This is a genomic window from Ensifer sp. ENS11, from assembly GCF_014851895.1.
GTDB lineage: Bacteria > Pseudomonadota > Alphaproteobacteria > Rhizobiales > Rhizobiaceae > Ensifer > Ensifer canadensis.
The window spans coordinates 82,616-102,323 of sequence record NZ_JACVAN010000006.1 but is presented as its reverse complement, the minus strand read 5'-3'; the positions used below and the strand labels follow the sequence as shown (position 1 = coordinate 102,323).

17 protein-coding genes are annotated in these 19,708 nt (G+C 64.3%); 7 read left to right on the top strand and 10 right to left on the bottom strand.

Features of this window, described 5'->3' with window-relative positions; translation table 11 throughout:
- Positions 1–94: 94 nt before the first annotated feature.
- Positions 95–1,537, bottom strand: coding sequence for an extracellular solute-binding protein (locus IB264_RS13815; RefSeq protein ID WP_025427791.1), 1,443 nt, complete (start codon positions 1,535–1,537; stop codon positions 95–97).
- A gap of 126 nt (positions 1,538–1,663) precedes the next feature.
- Positions 1,664–2,632, bottom strand: coding sequence for a sugar-binding transcriptional regulator (locus IB264_RS13810; RefSeq protein ID WP_025427792.1), 969 nt, complete (start codon positions 2,630–2,632; stop codon positions 1,664–1,666).
- A gap of 32 nt (positions 2,633–2,664) precedes the next feature.
- On the opposite strand from IB264_RS13810, the gene IB264_RS13805 reads away from it, so the two are divergent.
- The gene (locus IB264_RS13805; RefSeq protein WP_057211102.1) at positions 2,665–2,961 is read left to right on the top strand and encodes a hypothetical protein; all 297 of its coding nucleotides are present in this window, start codon (positions 2,665–2,667) and stop codon (positions 2,959–2,961) included.
- A 339-nt stretch (positions 2,962–3,300) separates the two neighbouring features.
- Here IB264_RS13805 and IB264_RS13800 read toward each other — a convergent pair whose 3' ends face one another.
- A complete protein-coding gene (locus IB264_RS13800) occupies positions 3,301–4,104 on the bottom strand; it encodes a LuxR C-terminal-related transcriptional regulator (RefSeq protein ID WP_025427794.1) in 804 nt (267 codons plus the stop codon).
- Positions 4,105–4,290: 186 nt separating this feature from the next.
- Between IB264_RS13800 and IB264_RS13795 the strand changes: the two genes are divergently transcribed.
- The 5 genes from IB264_RS13795 (at position 4,291) to IB264_RS13775 (ending at position 9,140) form a co-directional block, all read left to right on the top strand.
- Positions 4,291–5,379 (top strand): ABC transporter ATP-binding protein, encoded by a 1,089-nt coding sequence (locus tag IB264_RS13795; protein WP_025427795.1) that lies wholly within the window; start codon positions 4,291–4,293, stop codon positions 5,377–5,379.
- Between the two features lie 71 nt (positions 5,380–5,450).
- Positions 5,451–6,611: a spermidine/putrescine ABC transporter substrate-binding protein gene (locus IB264_RS13790; protein ID WP_025427796.1), complete on the top strand. Its 1,161-nt coding sequence runs from the start codon at positions 5,451–5,453 to the stop codon at positions 6,609–6,611.
- A 78-nt stretch (positions 6,612–6,689) separates the two neighbouring features.
- A complete protein-coding gene (locus tag IB264_RS13785) occupies positions 6,690–7,556 on the top strand; it encodes an ABC transporter permease (protein ID WP_025427797.1) in 867 nt (288 codons plus the stop codon).
- Positions 7,556–8,374 (top strand): ABC transporter permease, encoded by an 819-nt coding sequence (locus IB264_RS13780; RefSeq protein WP_025427798.1) that lies wholly within the window; start codon positions 7,556–7,558, stop codon positions 8,372–8,374. The genes IB264_RS13785 and IB264_RS13780 overlap by 1 nt, the downstream gene beginning before the upstream one ends.
- A gap of 4 nt (positions 8,375–8,378) precedes the next feature.
- A complete protein-coding gene (locus IB264_RS13775; RefSeq protein ID WP_025427799.1) occupies positions 8,379–9,140 on the top strand; it encodes an SDR family NAD(P)-dependent oxidoreductase in 762 nt (253 codons plus the stop codon).
- A gap of 296 nt (positions 9,141–9,436) precedes the next feature.
- Here IB264_RS13775 and IB264_RS13770 read toward each other — a convergent pair whose 3' ends face one another.
- The 7 genes from IB264_RS13770 to IB264_RS13740 all read right to left on the bottom strand — a co-directional run bounded on the left by IB264_RS13770 (position 9,437) and on the right by IB264_RS13740 (position 18,178).
- On the bottom strand, positions 9,437–10,243 hold the full coding sequence (locus tag IB264_RS13770) for a class I SAM-dependent methyltransferase (RefSeq protein WP_025427800.1): 807 nt from the start codon (positions 10,241–10,243) through the stop codon (positions 9,437–9,439).
- 193 nt (positions 10,244–10,436) lie between these two features.
- On the bottom strand, positions 10,437–12,098 hold the full coding sequence (locus tag IB264_RS13765) for a urocanate hydratase (protein ID WP_025427801.1): 1,662 nt from the start codon (positions 12,096–12,098) through the stop codon (positions 10,437–10,439).
- Between the two features lie 311 nt (positions 12,099–12,409).
- Entirely contained in the window at positions 12,410–12,739 is a 330-nt protein-coding gene (locus IB264_RS13760; RefSeq protein ID WP_025427802.1) for a TfoX/Sxy family protein, read from the bottom strand.
- Positions 12,740–12,850: 111 nt separating this feature from the next.
- Positions 12,851–13,948, bottom strand: coding sequence for a DUF917 domain-containing protein (locus IB264_RS13755; protein WP_025427803.1), 1,098 nt, complete (start codon positions 13,946–13,948; stop codon positions 12,851–12,853).
- 1 nt (position 13,949) lies between these two features.
- Complete coding sequence (locus tag IB264_RS13750; RefSeq protein WP_025427804.1) at positions 13,950–15,209, bottom strand: Zn-dependent hydrolase; 1,260 nt, start codon at positions 15,207–15,209, stop codon at positions 13,950–13,952.
- A gap of 8 nt (positions 15,210–15,217) precedes the next feature.
- Positions 15,218–16,597 (bottom strand): dihydroorotase family protein, encoded by a 1,380-nt coding sequence (locus IB264_RS13745; protein WP_025427805.1) that lies wholly within the window; start codon positions 16,595–16,597, stop codon positions 15,218–15,220.
- A gap of 42 nt (positions 16,598–16,639) precedes the next feature.
- Positions 16,640–18,178, bottom strand: a complete 1,539-nt coding sequence (locus IB264_RS13740) for an aromatic amino acid lyase (protein WP_025427806.1) — start codon at positions 18,176–18,178, stop codon at positions 16,640–16,642.
- Between the two features lie 209 nt (positions 18,179–18,387).
- Here IB264_RS13740 and IB264_RS13735 point away from each other — a divergent pair, with 209 nt between their 5' ends.
- Entirely contained in the window at positions 18,388–19,584 is a 1,197-nt protein-coding gene (locus IB264_RS13735) for a LysR family transcriptional regulator (RefSeq protein WP_025427807.1), read from the top strand.
- Positions 19,585–19,708 lie beyond the last annotated feature (124 nt).

Here is a 19,708-nt window from a genome sequence, read left to right as displayed (position 1 = left end):
AGTCCACCGGCATCTCAGGTTGGTTTGGGCGGCCTTAAGCCGATCTCGCGGGATGCCCGGCGCCGAATGCGCCGGGCATCGCTTGGGAGGCGTATCAGCCGAGACCAGCTTCCTTCAGCTGGCGATCGATGCTTTCGACGAGCTGGTCGAGACCTTCATCGACCGGTACCTGCTTGGCGACCATCTTCTGCAGCGTCGCCGCCCATTCGGTGGTGACGTCGAAGAACAGCGGCTGCGGCGTGAACTTGATCGAGGCGCCGGCGGCCGAAGCGTCGAACATTTCGACATAGCCCGGATACTTGCCGTTCAGCTTCTCGCGGAACATCTCGTCCTTCCAGATCGACTGGCGAACGGGATCGACGAAGTCCATCTTGGTGGCGCCGAACAGCGCGTGCTCCGGACCCGACGCCCACTGCAGGAAGTACCAGGTGGCGTCCTTGTCCTTGGAGAAATTGGACATGGCGAGCGACCAGATCCAGATGTTTGGCGTCGAGGCCGTGGCTTCCGGGTTGGCGGCAAAGGCGGCGTAGCCGAGCTTGCCGGCCATCTTGTTGTCGCCGCCGTTCATGAAGTAACCAAGGCAATCGGCGTCGAAGATCATCGCCGATGCGCCGGCACCGAGATCGGCGCCGACCTGATACCAGGTATAGGTCGACCAGTCCTTCGGGCCGCTTTCCTGGATCATCTGCACGAACTTGGTGTGATAGGCCTTGGACTCGGCCGTATTCATCGCTGCCGACAGCTTACCGTCGGCTGAAACGTTCAAGTCCTTCTGGTTGAAGTTGGCGTAACCGGACAGGAAGCCCGGATGGATCGTCGCCCAGGAGCGCGAACCTCTGACGCCGATGCCGTAGATGCCGCCGATGTCCTTCTGCAGCTTGGCCGCGACCGCGATCATGTCGTCGAGGTTCTTCGGCAGCTCGACGCCGGCCTTGTCGAACATCTCGCGGTTATAGGTGATGTTGTTCTGTTCGAACGCCCACGGAATGCACCATTGCTTGGCGTCTTCCGAACCGAGCGCCCCGCCCGGCTGACCGTTCCAGGCGCAGGAGTTCTTCACGCCGGCGAGGAAATCGTCCCAGTTGTAGTTCGGGTTGGTCTTGGTCGGATCCTTGATCCATTCGTTGAGGTCGGCGATCCAGCCGGCCGGACCATAGGTCCAGGTCATGTAGGCGCCGGTCATGAAGGCGTCGTATTCGGACGAGCCCGACGAAAGCGCTGCCGTCACCTTGTCGAAATAGACGTCCTCCGGGAACACGTCATAGGTGACTTCGATACCGGTCAGATCCTTGAAGGCCTGAAGGTTGGCAATCATCGCGTCAGCATAGGGATGCTTGTTCAGAAGCAGCTTCAACGACTTTCCGGAATGCGCCTTCCAGTCGAAATCGGCGGCCAGCGCCTGGGTCGACATCATGTTGAAGAGCGTGCCGGCCGAACCGGCCGCAATCCCGGCAGCGCCGAGACCCTTGAGCATGCCGCGACGATCTACCTCTCCGCGCAGAAACGCGCTGATGAGGTCTTTCTCCTTCTCGTACATAAGTCTTCTCCTCCGTTGCGGGTATGATTGCATCATGCGATCACCGGCTACCCGGCCGGTATTCCTCCCCCGAGGCGTTAGAGCGACACCTCCTCGCCCTCGCCTCTCGACTTTGTCAGGCACTCCTCATTTTCCGTCGGCGGCCAGCGCCCGAGCGGTCTTTTCGTCGGTGATGAGGCCGCTCAGCAGGCCGCTGCCAAGCACGGCACGAATGGCAGGCGTCTTGATCTTGCCGCCGGCGACGGCCACCGTGCGCCGATCCTTCAGGTCGTCGCGGCTGAGCGTGAAGGTGCGGTTCGACAGCGTCGTCTCGATCGGGCGACCATCCTCGTCGAAGAAGTGGCCAAGCAACTCGCCCTTGCCCCCGCCCCTCTGAATTTCCTCGATCTCGCTCATCTCGATCATTCCGGTCGAAACCAGCGACGCCTCGCGCTCTGCCGTGCCGATGCCAACCAACAAGAGGTCGGCGGTCTTGGCGAGATCGAACACTTCGCGCACGCCGCGCTGGCTGAAGAGCACGTCGCGATCCTCGACGGTGTTGGCGAAGAACGGCACGGGCATGACATAGGCTTCCGCGCCGGTACGCTCGGCCAGCCGGTGGATCACGTCATGCGGGTTTGCCGAGAACTTGCGGGTGAGACCGCCGAGCAGCGAGACGAAACGGGTGTTATTGCTGGTGGTGCGCGGCAGATACTCGACACAAGCAGCAAGCGTGCGGCCATGACCGACGCCGACGAGCGCAGTTTCGCCGCGTTCGATCTCGCGCTTCAGGAACTGCGCGCCAGAAATGCCGAGCGCCTTCAGCGGCAGATCGTCGGCATCGAAGTCGGGAACGACCTCGCAGTAGTCAAGTCCGTAGCGCGCGGAAAGCTTCTGCTCCAGCTCGACGCATTCCGACACTTCGCCATCGATATAGACCTTCACCAGGCCTTCCTGGTTGGCCTTCATGATCAGGCGGTGGGCTTTCAGTGACGTCAGCCCCAGCCGCTTGGCAACCTCGGCCTGGGTCAGACCGCCGGCATAATGCAGCCACGCGGCGCGCGTCGCCATGCTGGTTTCGTCGTCGCGAAGGTTTGCACCACCGATGATCGCCATCGTCTCCACCCAGGTTCGTTATGTTGCAACGCATGATACCTTTTGCATTGCATGATATTTTTATCTCGTTGCTGAAAGAAATTTCATGCCGTGAAAAAAATGTCAAGCAAGTACGTGCGCGGTGCGTTCATGGTTTGTGGATCGCGGCGAATGACGAGGAGAAAGGACTGGCCGACGAGCGTGCAATGGGCCGAGAATCGATGGCGATGGGACTGCTGCCGCTGGCGGGCATAGGGAGGGCCGAGGGCGCATCGAGACGCCTCATCCCTGTGCCTGTCATAGGGATCCAGCCAACCCAAGGCCTTGGGCTGGAAGGTCTTCTGACCTGACAGACGTCAGGTCGCTGGATTCCGGCACAAGGCCGGAATGAGGGAGAATGGGATGCGCCGCACCTCCAACACAGCCATTCTCAGCCGACGCTTCACACTTTGGCAGTTCTCTGGGAACGCCAAGGGTGCAAAAACCTCCTCATCCCTGTGCCTGTCACAGGGATCCAGCCAGCCCAAGGCCTTGGGCTGGAAGGTCTTTTGACCCGACAGACGTCAGGTCGCTGGATTCCGGCACAGGGCCGGAATGAGGGGCGACGGGGATACGCCGCCCGTCAAGCAAGAGCGCGCTCTTAGAATTTCGCCAACACGCCCCCCGAAAGACTGGTGTGGCGCTGAACCCTACTGGCCGAGATTGCGCAGGTAGAGGGAAAGAAGCTGCGTCTGAGAGGAGATGCCGAGCTTACGGTAGACGTTGCGGCGGTGGACCTTGACCGTGCCGGTCGAGATCCCAAGCTTCAGGCCGATCGATTCCGACGAATGACCCTGCAGCACGAGTTCGATGATCGAGGCTTCGCGCTCGGTCAGATTCAGGTGCTGCCAGACGCCGTCCGCGGGAGGGTGCGCCGACTTTCTCCGGCTGCGGCCGGTCTTTGCCAGCGCCGTGTCGAACCGGCGCCCGAGGTCGGCCCAGTGGTGGCGCACAAGGGCGGAGACCAGCGGCTCGACCTTCTTCAGCAACGCGAATTCCGCCGTGCTGAACGGGCCTGTCGCCTCGCGCCGCATCAGCGAAAGCACGACGGTGATCTGCTCGCTGATCGGCACGAAGAAGCCGACCTCCTCCGCCAGTCCCGTCTGCACGTAATAGGTCCGATAGTATTCGCTGGAGAAGAACCGGTCCGGCGCCCGCTCCCGCATGCGCCAGACACCCGGCTTGCCCTCGCAGGCCGCGTGGTAGAACGGATCAAGCAGATAGGGCCCGGCCTGGTAGAGGCTGACGAATAGAACATGGTCCTTGGCATTGAAGGTACTGTAGAGGTCGATCGGCCGTTCCTTGCCGCGATAGGCGAAAACCACGACATAATCGAAGGTCATCAGCGTCGACATCAATTGCCGATAGGCCGCACCCACAGCCTCGTCGTCCATGGTCGCACCGTCGACCATGGGCGCCAAGACCTGAAATAATCCCTCGAGATCGATGCCCAAACCGCTCTCCCGCCGATCCGGCCCTGTTCCGGGGTATACTCCTCCCACAAGCCAATTCGCGTTGAAATACCTCTCTCGGGGTATATACCGGCACCGGGCGCTTTGACTAGGCTGCCTGTCAATGACGGTGGAGCGCGGGGGCATCAGAGCCTTGGCGGTATCCGACAACAACCGCAGGGAACAGACGTGACATCCGCTTCGACGAACGACATCGAATTCCGTTCGGTCGCCAAACGCTATGGCAGCGTGACCGCCGTTTCGGACATCAACTTCGCGGTGCCCCGGGGGGCCTTCATGGCGCTGCTCGGACCTTCCGGCTGCGGCAAGACCACCTGCCTGCGCATGATCGGCGGCTTCGAGCAGCCGAGCGAAGGCACCGTCTATATCAACGGCGAGGCGATGAACGGCGTTGCCGCCTATCGGCGCCCGGTCAACATGGTGTTCCAGCACTATGCGCTGTTCCCGCATCTCGACGTCGAGCAGAACGTCTCCTATGGCCTCAGGCAGATGCGGCCGCGCATCGCCAGTGCCGAGATTTCGCGCCGCGCCCAGGAGGCGCTGGAGATGGTCCGGCTCGGCGGCTTCGGCAAGCGCCGGATCCACGAAATGTCCGGCGGCCAGCAGCAGCGCGTCGCGCTCGCCCGCGCCATCGTCAACAAGCCGAGGGTGCTCCTGCTCGACGAGCCGCTGGCGGCACTCGACAAGAAGCTGCGTACCGCCATGCAGATCGAGCTGCAGACCCTGCAGCGCGAACTCGGCATCACCTTCGTGCTCGTCACCCACGACCAGGAGGAAGCGCTGTCGATGAGCGACTTCGTCTGCGTCATGAATGCCGGCCGCATCGTCCAGGTCGGGCCGCCGCAGGAAATCTACGATCGCCCTGCAAGCCTGTTCGTCGCCGATTTCGTCGGCAAGACCAACCGGATCGCTGCCACCGTCGACAATGGCGGCGCCTCCATCCTGTTTGCCAACGGCACGCGGTTTGCCGCCCCGGCCACCACGACACCGAGCGCCGGTGCTGCCATGGTCGCGTTGCGCCCCGAGGCGATCAGCCTGAAACGCAATGGTGCTGCCGCCACTGCCGCCCTCACCGGCACCGTCACGCACCGCATCTTCCTGGGATCATCGGTCGAATACTCCATCGATGTCGATGGCCTCGGCGATTTCCTCGTCACCGCCGACCGCCGGGCGCTCGGCGACAGCGATCTCGTCGAGCCCGGCGACAAGGTCGGCCTCGCCTTCGATCCGAATGCGCTTCACGTCTTTCCGGCCTGAAATGTGTTTCCGGCCCGACCCGGCCGCCCCCTGAGCCTTGCATGAACGTCAACGATAAAGGGAACAGCGTCATGACCAAATGGTACAGAGAAAATGCCCCGATCACCGCCGAGCAATTGGCCGACGAGCTGATGCGCCTGAAGCGCGGCTCGGTCACCCGCCGCCACTTCCTCGGCGTCACCGGCCTTGGCCTTGCAACGGCGGTTCTGGCGCGCCAGCCGGGCCTCTTCAATTCGACGGCCTTTGCCGGCGATCTCGGCACGCAGATGTCGATCGCCACCTGGCCTAATTATCATGATCCTGCCACCTTCGAGGCGTTCCAGACGGCAACCGGCGTTGCCGTCGAGGTCAACGTCTTCGGCTCGAACGAGGAAATGCTCGCCAAGCTCCAGGCCGGCGGCACCGGCTGGGACCTGTTCGTGCCCACCAACTACACCATCTCCACCTATGTGAAGCTCGGCCTGATCGACGAACTCGATCTCTCCAAGCTGCCGAACTACGACGCCTCGACCGAGACCGCGCGCTTCACCAACGAGGGTGTCGTCGACGGCAAGACCTATGCCGTGCCGAAGAACTGGGGCACCACGGGCATCGCGCTCAACTCCAGCAAGATCAAGACACCGGTGACCAGCTGGAAGGACTTCTTCGAGATCGCCATGACCGAGGCCGACGGCCGCGCCATGGTCCACGACTACCAGCTGACCACCATCGGCAATGCGCTCGTCTCGCTCGGCTATTCCTTCAATTCGACCAAGCCGGAAGAGCTCGCCAAGGCCGAGGAACTGCTGATCAAGGTCAAGCCGCACCTCTACGCCATCAACAGCGACTACCAGCCGTCGATGCGCGCCACCGACGCCTGGATGACGATGTGCTGGACCAATGACGGCGCGCAGCTCAACCGCGACATGCCGGAAATCCAGTTCGTGCTCGGCAAGGACGGCGGCGAAATCTGGTCGGACTTCTACGCCATCCCGAAGAGTGCGGCCAACAAGGCGGCCGGTTATGCGCTGCTCAACTACCTGATGGCACCGGAAAACGCCGTCAAGGAACATATCGCCAATGGCGCGCCGACCACCGACAGCCGCGTGATGAAGCTGCTGCCGGCCGACGTCACCGGCAACAAGATCGTCTATCCCGACGAGGCCTCGCTGACGCCGCTCGAATTCGGCGCCGCGGTAACCTTGACCGATCCGGGCCGCGCCGAGCTGATGGCGCGGTTCAAGTCAGCCTGATTGAAACTTTGACGTGACCGCCCCTCATCCTCGCGGTGAGGGGCCGAAATGCCAATGAAACTTGACGGATCAACTCACATGCCCGCGGCAACGAACACGAAGAGAAACCTGGTGACGGCAGCGCTGGTGGCGCCGGCGGCGGCATGGCTGATGATCTTTCTGGTCCTGCCGTTCATCGCCATGCTGGTCTTCGCCTTCGGCGAGCGCGCGCCCGAAGGCGGCTATCAGGCGGCGTTCACCTTCGCCCAGTTCGCCAGGCTCCCGACCCGGGCGGCCGCCTTCTGGAACACGATGGTGCTGGCGCCGGTCGGTGCGCTGCTCTGCCTGCTGGTCGCCTACCCCGTCGCCTATTATCTCGCCGTCAAGGCGGACCCGCGGTACCGCCTTATCCTCGTGTCGCTGGTGGTCGTACCCTTCTGGACGAGCCTGCTCGTTCGCACCTATGCCTGGATGTATATCCTCGGCTCGCGCGGCATTCCGAACCTGCTGTCGATGATCGGCCTTGAGGATGTGCGCCTGCTCAATACGCCGGGCGCCGTGCTGCTCGGCATCGTCTATGGCTACCTGCCGCTGATGATCATGCCGATCTATGTCAGCCTCGAAAAGCTCGATCGCCGGCTGCTCGAAGCCTCCGCCGATCTCGGCGCGAGACCCGTCTCGACCTTCTTCGGCGTCACCCTGCCGCTGTCACTGCCGGGCGTGATGACGGGCGTGGCGCTCGTCACCATCCTGCTGCTCGGCGAATACCTGATCCCGCAGCTTCTCGGTGGCGGCAAGGTGTTCTTCATCGGCAACGCGCTGGTCGATCTCTTCCTGCAATCTCGAAACTGGCCTTTCGGCTCGGCGATCGCCGTGACGCTGGTGGCCGTGGTCGTGGTCATCCTGATGGTGGCGATGCGCATCGCCTTCAGGGTCGCCGGCACAAGACAGGTGGATCTCGTCTGATGCGCGCCTTCATCTCCTCGGTCTATATCTTCCTCTACGCGCCGATCGCGCTGGTCGTCCTGTTTTCGTTCAATGCCGGCCGCAGCGCCAGCGAGTTCACCGGCTTTTCGACCGCATGGTACGGCAAGGCGCTCGGCAATACCTTCCTGGTCTCGGCGCTGCAGAACAGCCTGATGATCGCCTTTACCAGCGCCACCCTTGCCGCCATCTTCGGCACCATGGCCGCACTCGGCATGGAGCGGCTGGCGCCGCGCAACCGGGCGATCTTCGACGCGCTCTTTGCCGCGGCCATCGTCGTGCCCGGCGTCGTCATCGGCATCGCCACGCTTGTGGCGCTCGTCGCCGTCTTTTCCTTCGTCAATCCGGCGCTATCCGCCATCTGGCCGGGCGACCAGCCGCCACAGCTCGGGCTCGGCTATGGCTCGATCATCGCCGCGCACGGGCTGTTCTCGATGGCGCTCGTTACCATGATCGTGAAAGCTCGCATCGCCAGCCTCGGGCGCGATATCGTCGAGGCATCGAGCGATCTCTATGCGACGCCGCTCACCACCTTCCGCCTGATCGTGCTACCGCAGATCCTGCCGTCGATCCTGGCGGGTTTCCTGCTCGCCTTCACCTTCTCCTTCGACGATTTCATCATCGCCTTCTTCGTCGCCGGTTCGAAGACGACGCTGCCGATCTACGTCTTCGCTTCGATCCGCCGCGGCGTGACGCCGGAAATCAACGCGATCGCGACGCTGGTGCTCGTCGCCTCGCTGCTCCTGATCCTGACCGCCCGCATCCTGATGCGGGACAAAAAACCGAAATCCGGGGAGTGAACAGATGATCCTGAAAGACCGGGTCGCGATCGTGACCGGAGCGGGCTCCGGGATCGGTCAGGCGGGCGCTGCCATCATGGCGCGCGAGGGTGCGCATGTCGTCGTCGTCGACCGCAGCCCCGAGGCCGGCAGCCTGACCGTCGACACCATCCGCGCCATGGGCGGCAAGGCCGAGGCCGTCACCCTCGACGTTACCGACGATGCAGCGCTTGCCGACGGCATCGCCGATATCCTCTATCGCCACGGCCGCATCGATATCCTGCACAATCACGCCGGCGCGCAGGTTGCCGGCGATCTTGAAGAGGTCGAAGTCTCCGGCTTCGACCGCTCGTGGAACCTCAATGTGCGTGCGCATTTCATGGCCGCCCGCCTGGTCATGCCGTCGATGAAGGCCGCCGGCCGCGGCGTCATCGTCAACACCTCGTCATCGTCGGGCGTGCTCTACGACCGCGAGATGATCGCCTACACCACCACCAAGCATGCGGTTATCGCCATGACCAAGCAGATGGCCGGCGACTACGCCCGCCACGGCATCCGCGTCAACGCGCTCTGCCCCGGTTGGGTCGATACGCCCTTCAACGACCCCTTCATCGCCCAGATGGGCGGTCGCGGCGCGATCGAGGCCTACATCCGCGAAAAGGTACCGCTCGGCCGCTGGGCAAGCGTCGACGAAATCGCCGAGTCGATCCTGTTCCTGGTGTCCGACCGATCGTCCTACATGACCGGCCAAATCCTGGTGGTCGATGGCGGCGAGACGGTGGTGTGACGTCCGGACGCTGAGGTACCCACCAGGCCTCGTTGTGAAGGCGCCGCCGCCCCACTCGCCTCATTTCCGCGCTGGCTCGGAGCGTTTTCCTCGCGTCCCTGGTGTCTGTGGTGCGCGAAGCGCTTCCTCCTTTCCCTCATTTCTGTGCTTGTCACAGAAATCCAGCCACGGCGCGTCTGCGCCGTGAAGGACTTGTGCCAGACGCCGGAACGAAGGAGCCTCTGGCGCCGCCGACGCGGCGCCGCTGGATCTCTGTGACAAGCACAGAGATGAGGTCGGCAAATGTTGACGCCCTATCACACCTCCGGAACAATACCCCGGCATGCCCAGGCCACTGCCGCAAACGACCGGGGGCCGTCGGGTTGGCCAGCCTCATAGGCGGCCTTCACGGCTGCATCGATCTTCACCCGCTGGGCTGGCTCTAGTGCCGAGACGTATTTGCCGAGAGGTCCCTCACCCGCGGAGATCGGCTGCCAGAAATCTGCGAACGACTGATAGTCCATCCGGATCATAAGCGACGTCTGCTCGATATCCACGAGGCCATGCGCCGCGAAGCTCTGTATCATCTCTCCGGGCCGCATCATCGGCTGGAAACAATAGCGGGCGCGTACCTGATCGGCATTTTCATCGAGCATCGCCGCCGTATCGAGCACCATGCGCATGCCCGGCAGACCGCCGAAATGATCCCAGACCACGGCCGCAACCACGCCGCCCGGCCGCACCACCCGGCGCATTTCGGCGACGGCCTTTTCCGCTTCAGGTACGAAATGCAGGACCAGCAGCGCCAGCGCCCGGTCGAAATAATCATCGGCAAAGGGAAGCGCGCAGGCATCGGCCTGCTGGATCCTGATCCTCGGATCGGTGTTCGCCTTGATCGCCGCTTCGACGAAGACGGGCGAAAAGTCGATCGCCGTGATCTCACGGAGATCTGCCGCATGCGGCAGCGCAAAGGTCAGGCTTCCGGTACCACATCCGACGTCGAGGATCCGCTCGCCATCTGCAAGGCCTGAAAAGTTGATAAAAAGCGGCGCGAGCTGTTTGCTCCAACGCCCCATCAGTTGCTCATAGCCAGTCGCACTTTGAACATTGAAGCTTGATGTCATGATCGCCCCCAAGCAGCAAAGCCAGCATTCTACCGCGTTTCCATAAATCGTATTCGATTTAAGGAAACATGCGGCAATTCAAAGTGCTACAACGACCTTCGCGCGTACGCGCGGCGCTGTAGCTCGCGCACTGCTCGATACCAAGGCGTCGACGATCCTCTCGGAGAGACGGTGGCAAGACGCCGGCCCCTGGCTATGTCAGGGCAATGTGCCCGATGCCCTTGGCGGCGATCTCCTCAAAACTCTCGTCGTAGCCGGCATCGGCGTAGCGGATGACGCCGAGTGCGGTGTCGTTGGTGAGCGCATGGTCGAGCCGCTCGTCGGCAGCTTGCGTGCCGTCGGCCACCACCGTCACGCCGCAGCTCGTCATGTAGCCGGCATAGCCGCCGCCGCCCGAATGCACGACGACGAGATCCGCCATCGAGGAGCAGAGCAGCATGGCGTCGAGCAGCGGCCAGTCGGCGATCGCGTCCGATCCGTCCTTCATCCGCTCGGTCATGATGTTGGGATGCGCCATGGCGCCGGCATCGAGGTGGTCGCGCGAAAAGGCGACTGGTCCCTTCAATTCGCCCGACGCCACCAGTTCGTTGACGCGACGGGCCAGCGCTGTGCGCTCACCATGGCCGAGCCAGGCGATGCGCGCCGGCAGGCCCTCGAACGGGATGTGCTCGCGTGCAAGCCTGATCCAGTTGGTGACGATCTTGTTGTCCGGGAACATTTCGAGTAGCAGGTCGTCGATGCGCGCGATGTCGCTCTCCTCGCCGGACAGAGCCATCCAGCGGAAGGGGCCGATGGCGCGGGCAAAGAGTGGGCGCAAATAGGCCTCGGTGAAGATTGGAATGTCGAAGGCGTTGGTAACGCCGCCCTCGCGCGCCTGGGTGCGGATGAGGTTGCCGTTGTCGAAGACTTCCGCGCCCTTTTTCTGAAACTCGAGCATCGCCGTAACATGCTCGACGATCGAGGCGCGGCTTGCGGCCATCAGCTGGCCCTGGCCGTCGTCACGCAGCGATTTCACCTGATCGACCGTCATGCCCTTCGGCACGTAGCCGTAGACGAGGTCGTGCGCCGAGGTCTGGTCGGTAACCACGTCGGGCACGATGCCGCGCCGGGCGATTTCCGGGTAGACCTCGGCGGCGTTGCCGATGAGCCCGACGGAGAGCGCCCGCTTGTCCCGGACCGCCGCATCGATCATCGCAAGTGCCGTATCCAGATCCGGTGCGATCTCCTGGAGGTAGCCGATCTCCCGGCGCTTCTTCGCCCGCTCCGGGTCGATATCGACGCAGAGGATGGCGGCGCCCGCCATGCGGCCGGCAAGCGGCTGCGCGCCCCCCATGCCGCCGAGCCCGGCCGTCAGCACGAAGCGGCCGGAAAGATCGCCGCCGAACCGCCGCTCGGCAATGCGCATGAAGATCTCGTAGGTGCCCTGGATCACCCCCTGGCTGCCGATATATTGCCAGGCCCCGGCCGTCAGCCCGCCCCAGCAGATCAGCCCCTTGCGTTGCAGCTCGTAGAAGACTTCGGCCTTGGCCCATTGGCCGACGATGTTGCAGTTGGCCATGATCACCAGCGGCGCCTTGGCATGGGTCTTGAGCAGCCCGACCGGCTTGCCGGACTGGATGATCAGCGTCTGGTCCTCGTCCATCTCGATCAACGTCTTGACGATGGCGCGGTGCGCCGGCCAGTTGCGCGCGGCCTTGCCGAGCGCGGCATAGACGATGAGGTTGTCCGGATCCTCGCCGACAGAAAGCACGTTTTCGAGTAGCCGCAGCAAGGCCTCCTGCCGCCAGCCCTTGGCGCGCAGCACCAGTCCGCCGGGGATCGGAAAGTTCGGGTGACGGGGGTTGGCCTTGGGCATCGTCTCGTTCCTCTTCGTTGTCGCGAGGCAGCTCGCTGCCCCTCACCCTAACCCTCTCCCCGCAAGGGGAGAGGGGATTGTTCACAGCTTGCGGCGAACATCGCGTGCGAAGCCGCTATGGTCCATCGCCCACAGGCCGGGGGCGTAAACGGCTCCCCTGCTCGCTGCCAACGCGCCATCTCATCACAATCGTGCCTCTCCCCTTCTCGGCGAGAAGAATAACCACGGCTTGCCGCCCCGGGTCGCAACGACGTCGCCTCTCCCCGCCTACGGGGAGAGGTTAGGGTGAGGGGCAAAACCACTCTCTGCATTCACTTCGGCGGCAACGTTTCGACGAAGGCAGTCGCCGCATCGATGAGCCGCTTGCGCACGGCGTCGTCGCCATAAGCGTCTGCCCCGGCCCGCACCCAGCCATGCATCGCGCGGCCGTTCATCACCATCAGTTCGACATCGGACAGCGCCAGCGCCCAGCCGTCATTGCCCTTGCCGAGCCGCACCAGCATCGATCCTTCGCGCGCGCCGCAGAGCAGGTTGCCGTTGAGCAGAAACGCCCAGCCGCCGAACATCGCCTTTTCCGACAGCCCCGGCCGCCCGGCGATCTCGTCCTTGATCAGTTCCTCAAGTCCCGCATCCCGCGCCATGACCTCTCTCCCCTGGCGTTTCCTGTGCACACGAAATCTGGAAACGCTTTACCTCATTGTTCTCTTGCATTTCCGGACGGAAAACCGCTTCGCGCTTTTCCTGGACATGCTCTACGACCGCCCGGCCAGAGCGTAGCGGGCGAGCTCTATGCCCATCGCCTTTTCGACCGAGGGGTAGACCGTCGGGTCGAGCACGCTGGACGCAAGCGGGATCACCGACTTCGGCACATGCAGCACGAAGATCGTCATGCCGACCCGCAGTTGGCCGACGCTCAAGGGTTCGCCCTCTGATGACAACGTGGTGATGACGTCAGGGAAGGTGGCAAGCCTCCGGCCTTCCGCAGAGTCAACCGCCATGTATTCATTCATCACGTGCAATACCGTTGAGTCAGCCCCCTTCCCCAGCGTCACCGTGCCGATGTCGAAGGCCTCCTTGGTGTAGGTGACCGACTTGTCGGTGATCGTGCCTTCGGCAAGGATCGCGCCATTGGTCGTCTTGACGATCGCATCGATCACCGCGCTGCCGCCCTTGGCTTCCGCCGCGATGATCGCCTCGCCGAGCGCCAGCGCCAGCGAGATGCCGCCGAGCGCCGCATTCGCCTTGACGTAGGACGCGCGGACCGGATTGCGGCACGAGGCGATGAAACCGCCGGACATGTCGGAGGCGGTGCGCAGGATCGGCGAGACCTTGGCGGTCGCGCCGCGGACCACCAGCTCGATATAGCGGTTCTCGTCGCGATTTCCCCCGACGGCGGTCTGGATCATCTGTTCAGGCGACCCGGCAAGGCCGATCGAGCCCATGTCGCCGGTCGGGTGCGCCCGGATGTCGCCGACCGCATCGACCACCTTGGTCCCGAGGATCGCCGATGGCAGCCAGCCATTGAGCGTCGAGGACTTGCCGTTCTGGCCGATGATCAGGCCCGAAAGCTTCTCGCCGAGCGCCTCCTGCAGCAGTTGCACCGCCTTGACGTAGTCGACGCCGCGCATTTCCCAGGGGGTGGTCGAGGCCGGCGCGCCGATGGCGGCTGCTGTCGCCACCCAGTCGTCGGCATCAAGCTCGTCGACCGACACCAGTTCCGGTTTGCCGATCGAGACCGCGGCATAGCCGAGCATGCGGCCGTGATCGGCCCAGCCGCCGCCGCCGGCGGCATAGACGGAGCCGCCCTTGACCGCAGCTTCGACATCCTTCTCCGTCAATATCCGACCCATCTCAAACCTTCTCCTGCAATTGTTTGTCGAGCCTTCTGACGGCATCGAAGAGCACGGCAGTGCCTAGCGCGATATCGTCGTTCTCCGCCCACTCGTCCGGGGCGTGCGAACGACCGCCCCGGCACGGAATGAAGATCATCGCCGAGCGGGTGATGCGCCCCATCCACGCGGTGTCATGCCCGGCTCCGGAGGCCATGCGCCGGTGGCGGGCACCGATCTGGCCGCAGCTTTCCTCCAGCGTCGAAAGCAGCAGCGGATCGCCGGGTGTGGGATGATTGTCGGAGATAACATTGGCGGGCGCGATGGTCACGCCGGCCTCACCGGCAACGCGCGCGGCAAGCGCGCCCAGTTCGACGATGAATTTCTCCATCTGCGGCTGCAGTTCGGCACGTGCATCGATCAGCAACCGCGCCCGCGACGGCACGACATTGGCGGCGTTCGGTTCGATCGAGAACTCGCCGACGGTCGCGGTGAAGTGTCCCTCGCCCTTGGAGAATTCGGTTGCCAGCGCCTCGATTGCCAGCACCAGCCGGGAGGCTGCGACAAGCGCATCGCGCCGGTGGTCCATCGGTGTCGTGCCGGCATGGTCGGCCTGCCCTTCGACGATGATCTCGATGCGGGTGATGCCGGAGATCGCTGTGACGACGCCGATATCCAGGCGCCCGGTCTCCAGCACCGGCCCCTGCTCGATATGCAGTTCCAGAAAGGCCTTGATGTCGGAACGCTTGAGCGCTGGCAGCCGCGACGGATCGCCGCCAACTTCGACGATGCCCTGCCGCAGGCTCAGTTCGCCCTGCACCCGGCTCAGCCAGCCATCCGGCAGGATGCCGGCCATGCCGCGGCTGCCGACGCAGGAAACGCCGAAGATCGACACTTCCTCGGCAAGGAAATCGACGATCTCCAGGTCGTGATCGAGTTCGATGCCGCCGTCGGAAAGCGCGCGCGCCACTTCAAGTGCCGCGGCGACGCCGGCAATGCCGTCGAAGCGACCGCCCTCCGGCACCGTGTCGGAGTGGGAACCAAGCATCAGCGTTCCGAGCGCGGACTTTCGCCCCTTGCGCCGGCCGATGAGATTGCCGGCCGCATCGATGCGCGTCTCCAGCCCCGCCGCACGAAAGCGGCGATCGAGGAAGGCGCGGCCCTCCAGAAACAGCGGCGTGAAAGCCCGGCGGGTATAGGGCCGATCCGGCTCCGTGATCCCCGCAAGCCCGTTGACGATGCCGGCGATCCGGCTGGCATCCACCGGCAGATTGGTCTTGATGCTCGTGCTCATCGGGCCTCCTGCAAAGGCAAAGTCTGCAGCGGGCGAACGAAGGCGCCGGTGCCAGGCTTGGCGACGACGGCGCGCCCGTCAAAGGCAAGCGACCCGCGCAGATAGGTGGCAGACACCCGCCAGGGCAGCCTGATGCCGTTATAGGGCGACCAGCCGACGACGTTGTGACCGCTTGTCGCCGCATCATAGGTATAGGGCTCGGGCGTCATGACGATGATATCGGCGCCCTTGCCGGCCTCCAGCGCGCCCTTCTGGTGGTCGAGCCGGAAATGCCGCGCCGGGTTCAGCGTCATCAGCTCGGCCGCCCGCGTCAGCGGGATGCCGCGCTCAAGCGCGCCCTTGACGAACAGCGGCACCATGACCTCCAGACCCGGCACGCCGGAGGCATTGGCGAGCATGTCCGGATTGGTCTTGCGATCCTCCGACCAGCTGACATGGTCGGTCGAAACCATCGTCACCGTGCCATCGGCCACATGCCGCCATAGCTTTTCCACCTCGGCACGCGGGCGGATCGGCGGATTGATCTTCGCCTTGCCGCCAAGCCGGCGAACGTCGTTCTCCTCGTCGAGCGTCAGATAATGGATGCAGCATTCGATCGTCGCCGCGTGGCCCTGGCGCCGGTAGGCGTCGGCAATCTCGTAGCCGCGCCCGAGCGAGCAGTGGACCACATGCGCCGGGCATCCGGTCGAAGCACCCGTTTCGTAGATCTGGTTGGTCGCCAAGAGCTCGGTGAGCGGCGGACGGGAAAGGCCATGGGCGCGATAATCGGTGATCCCAGCGGCCCTGACCTTTTCGATCGCGCCGCGCACCGCCTCGTCGTCCTCGTTGTGCACCCCGGCTGTAAGCCCCGTCGGCGCGATCGCGCGAAAGCAATCCTCGAGCAGCGCTGCGGGAATGCGCGGAAAGCGCTTGGGGTCGGTGCCGAAGGTGGAGAACTTGAAGGCGGCAACGCCGGCCTCGACCATTTCGAGGATGCGGGCCGGCCCCTCCTCGGGGTCGACCGTGCCGTAGAGGGCGAAGTCGACCCGCGCCTGCGGGCTCGCATGGGCGACCTTGCGCCCAACGGCCTCCGCCGAGCAGACGAGATTGCCTTCGTCATAGGGCATGTCGACGATCGTGGTCACACCGCCGGCCGCGGCCGAGCGCGTCGACCAGACGAAATCCTCCTGGTTCTTCTGCGACAGCGAATGCACCTGCGCGTCTATGGCGCCGGGAAGGATCATTGCGCGTCCGAGATCGTGGCGTTCACGGGCAGCCGGTGCCACCCCCTGCCCGACATGCACGACCTTGCCATCGCGCACGGCCACATGTCCGCCTTCGACGATCCGGTGCGGGAGAACGATGGTGCCTTTCAGGACAAGATCGAAATCGGACATCGTGTTCTCTCCATCGGATCAGCCTTGTTGGATCAGCCTGGATCACTTGCTCAGCGCAAAGAAGTCGTCGAACTCCGGCATCGGCGCCATGGTGACGAAGGTGCGCAGCAGGTCATGGCAGGTAAACGCGCCTTGCAACGCCTCGATTTCCTTCGATAGCGGCCGGTCCTTCAGATAGATCGGGCTGATCGAGCGGGTGCGCTCATGCGCGAGCTTGACGATGCCGTGTGGCGCATCGCCGACAAGATCGATCGCCTGCGACGACAGGATCGCCTCGATCGCCGCCAACTGCCGCAGATCGCGCACCTGGGTTTCCATGCGCTCGACGATCAAAGGCAGGAAGGTCGCCTCTTCCTCCAACCCGCCGGCAACGACGATCGACTGGGCCGAAAGCGGCACCGCCATCGACTGCACGCGCATGTAGAGCTCGACCGCAAGCTTCATCAGCGGGCCGAGGCCGGTGGCGATTTCGCCCGGCGCCACCAGATTGACCGGCAGGTTGCGGCGCCCGCCGTTCGACAGAAGGATGCAACGGTTGAGCACGTTGCGCGCCACATGGGAAAACGCGATTTGCGCCGTTTCGACATAGAGCGTCGTGGTCAAGGGCAGCGAAGCACCCGAGGCATGCACCTGGCCGCCGAGCACCACCGGATTGTCGTCGGAAAGATAGGTCGCCTCGACCAGACGGCCGGCGGCAACCAGCAGCGTATCGACAACGGCGCCGAACACCTGTGCGGTCATGCGCAGGCTCAATGGGTCATGGATCGCCGTCGGCAAGGGCCAGTCGGAAACGCCCGATTGGCCGTAGAGCCAGGAGCCGACCAGCGCCTCGCCCCGCGTCGACAGCGTCGCGGCCACCCGCCACGGATCAGCCGAAGCGCCAAGCGCCTGCGACGACATCACGCCGGTCACCAGCAGCACGCGGATGGCCGCTGCCGCCTCGCGCAGCACGTCGGCGGCCGCCGAATAGGCAATCGCATTGACGCTGAGTGCCGCAAGCGCGTCGCGCGGCCGCATCACCAAAGGCGTCAGCCCGGCATCGGCAAGCGCCGTTTCGGCCGGAACCAGCCGGCCGCGATGATAGGCTTCGCCGACCCCGGTCAGAACGGCCGCGATCTGCCCCATCAGGCCGATATCGGCGCAGCCCATCGAGCCGTGCCGACGCACTGCCGGGATGATGTCGTGCTCGATGAGTGCGAGGAAGGCGTGGATCAGCTCGGGGCTGCATCCGGTATGCCCGCGCATCGCGGTGTTGCAGCGAATGGCGATGGCCTTGCGCACGATCGGCACCGCAAAAAATTCGCCGGTGCCGAAATGATGGGCACGCACCAAGGAGGTATTGAACTCCGCCAGATCGTCCGCCGTCCAGAGCCGGTCCTTCATCGAGCCGACGCCGGTGTTGGACCCGTAGACCGGCAGGCCGAGCGCGATGCGATCGGCGATCACCTTGTGGGCAGCCGCCACCCGCTCCATGCCGCCCTCGTCCGCGACCGGTCGCGCCGCACCCGAGCCGATTTCCTCGAGCGTCGCGAAGTCGAGCGGTTTTCCGCAGAGAACGATGGACTTGACCTGTTGCAGCATGCCTCGAGAACCTTACCACGCGATCCGCCTCGACGCCGAAACGATGCGTGGATGCAAAGACTTGATGCGATCCCGCCTCTATGGGCGAGGGATCGTCTGCCAGCATGCTATGCGTTTTGTTCGCTCTCGTGATATATCCCAAATCCGGAACGGCCGATGCCAAATTCTGAACATGGTGGCACCGACGATGCCGGCGGAGAACTTACGCAATGGATATCGCCACGATCCTGCTCGTCGAGGCCGTCATGCGCGAAGGCGGCATAAGGCGCGCCGCCACCTTGAGCAGCCGTGCGCCGTCGAGCGTCAGCGCCGCCGTTCGCCGCTTCGAACAGGCCGTTTCGATCCCGCTTTTCCGTCGCGACGGCGGCCTCGTGGCCCTAACGCTGGAGGCCCGTGCACGCCAGGCCGATGTGACCGAAGCAAGCGCCACAATCCGGGCGCTGCTGACTACGGCTAGCGGCGAACCACCGACTGCGATCCCGCCTGTCGGCCTCGTCGCCCTCGACCGTTTCGTCCGGATCGCCCGGGCCGGCAGCATCCGGGCGGCCGCCCGCACCCTCGGCCTTGGCCAGCCGCAACTGACACGGCAGATCGCCGACCTCGAACGTCATCTGCAATGCCGGCTGCTCGGGCGGTCCCATGGCGGCATCGTCTGCACCCCGACAGCCCTCGGCATCATCCCTGAAGTCGAACGCCTGCTCGACATCTGGGCGCGGCTGACGCGCGCTTCGGCCGACCGGTTCCGCCGCGACGTCACCACCTGGCGCCTCGGCGCGGTCATGCCGCTCGGGCCGGAAAGCGAGATTGCCCGCATGCTGGCGGCGCTGACGGCCACTTGGCACCGCTCCCGCCCGCGGCAATCGCTGTTCATCTCCAGCACCACCGCCGACGAGCTTCTCGCCGGTCTCAAGAGCCGGCGCTTCGACGCCGCCCTGCTCGATATCGCCGGCATTCCACCAGATTTCGACGGCCGTCTCGTGTCCGAAACCGCACTGGTGCTCGCCGGTCCGGCACCGGCCCTTTCGGAAATGGGCGGCGATCTCCCCCGGCTGCTCGCCACCTGCCCGATCGCCGTTCCGAGCGTGCGAAGCGGCCTGCGCCGGGAGGTCACCCGCTTTCTCGATGACACGCTCACGGAGCATGAGCACCGCCGCGTGACACTGGTCGAGGTCGATTCCATCCCCGTCATCATCAACCTGGTCAGCCACCATGGCTATCTCTCGGTGCTGCCGGAAACCTCGCTGTCGCGGGTCCAGCGCCCACCCGCCATGATCCGGCTAGGGCCGCTCTACCGCCAGTCGCTGACGCTCATCTGGCCGCGCGGCGCCTTTTCCAGCGAGGTCGGCGACCTGATGATCGGCATGATGAAGACGGGTCCGCAGGCAGCGACAGCCTCGCCAGCGTAATCGGGATCGCCGGAATCAGTTCTTCACGATCTGCCGTCAAACAGCTGAAACGACTCAGGAATACCGCACCGTTGAATCAGCTCATGAGGTGCATCGTCGCCTCAAAGCCGGTGTCTCCACCTGA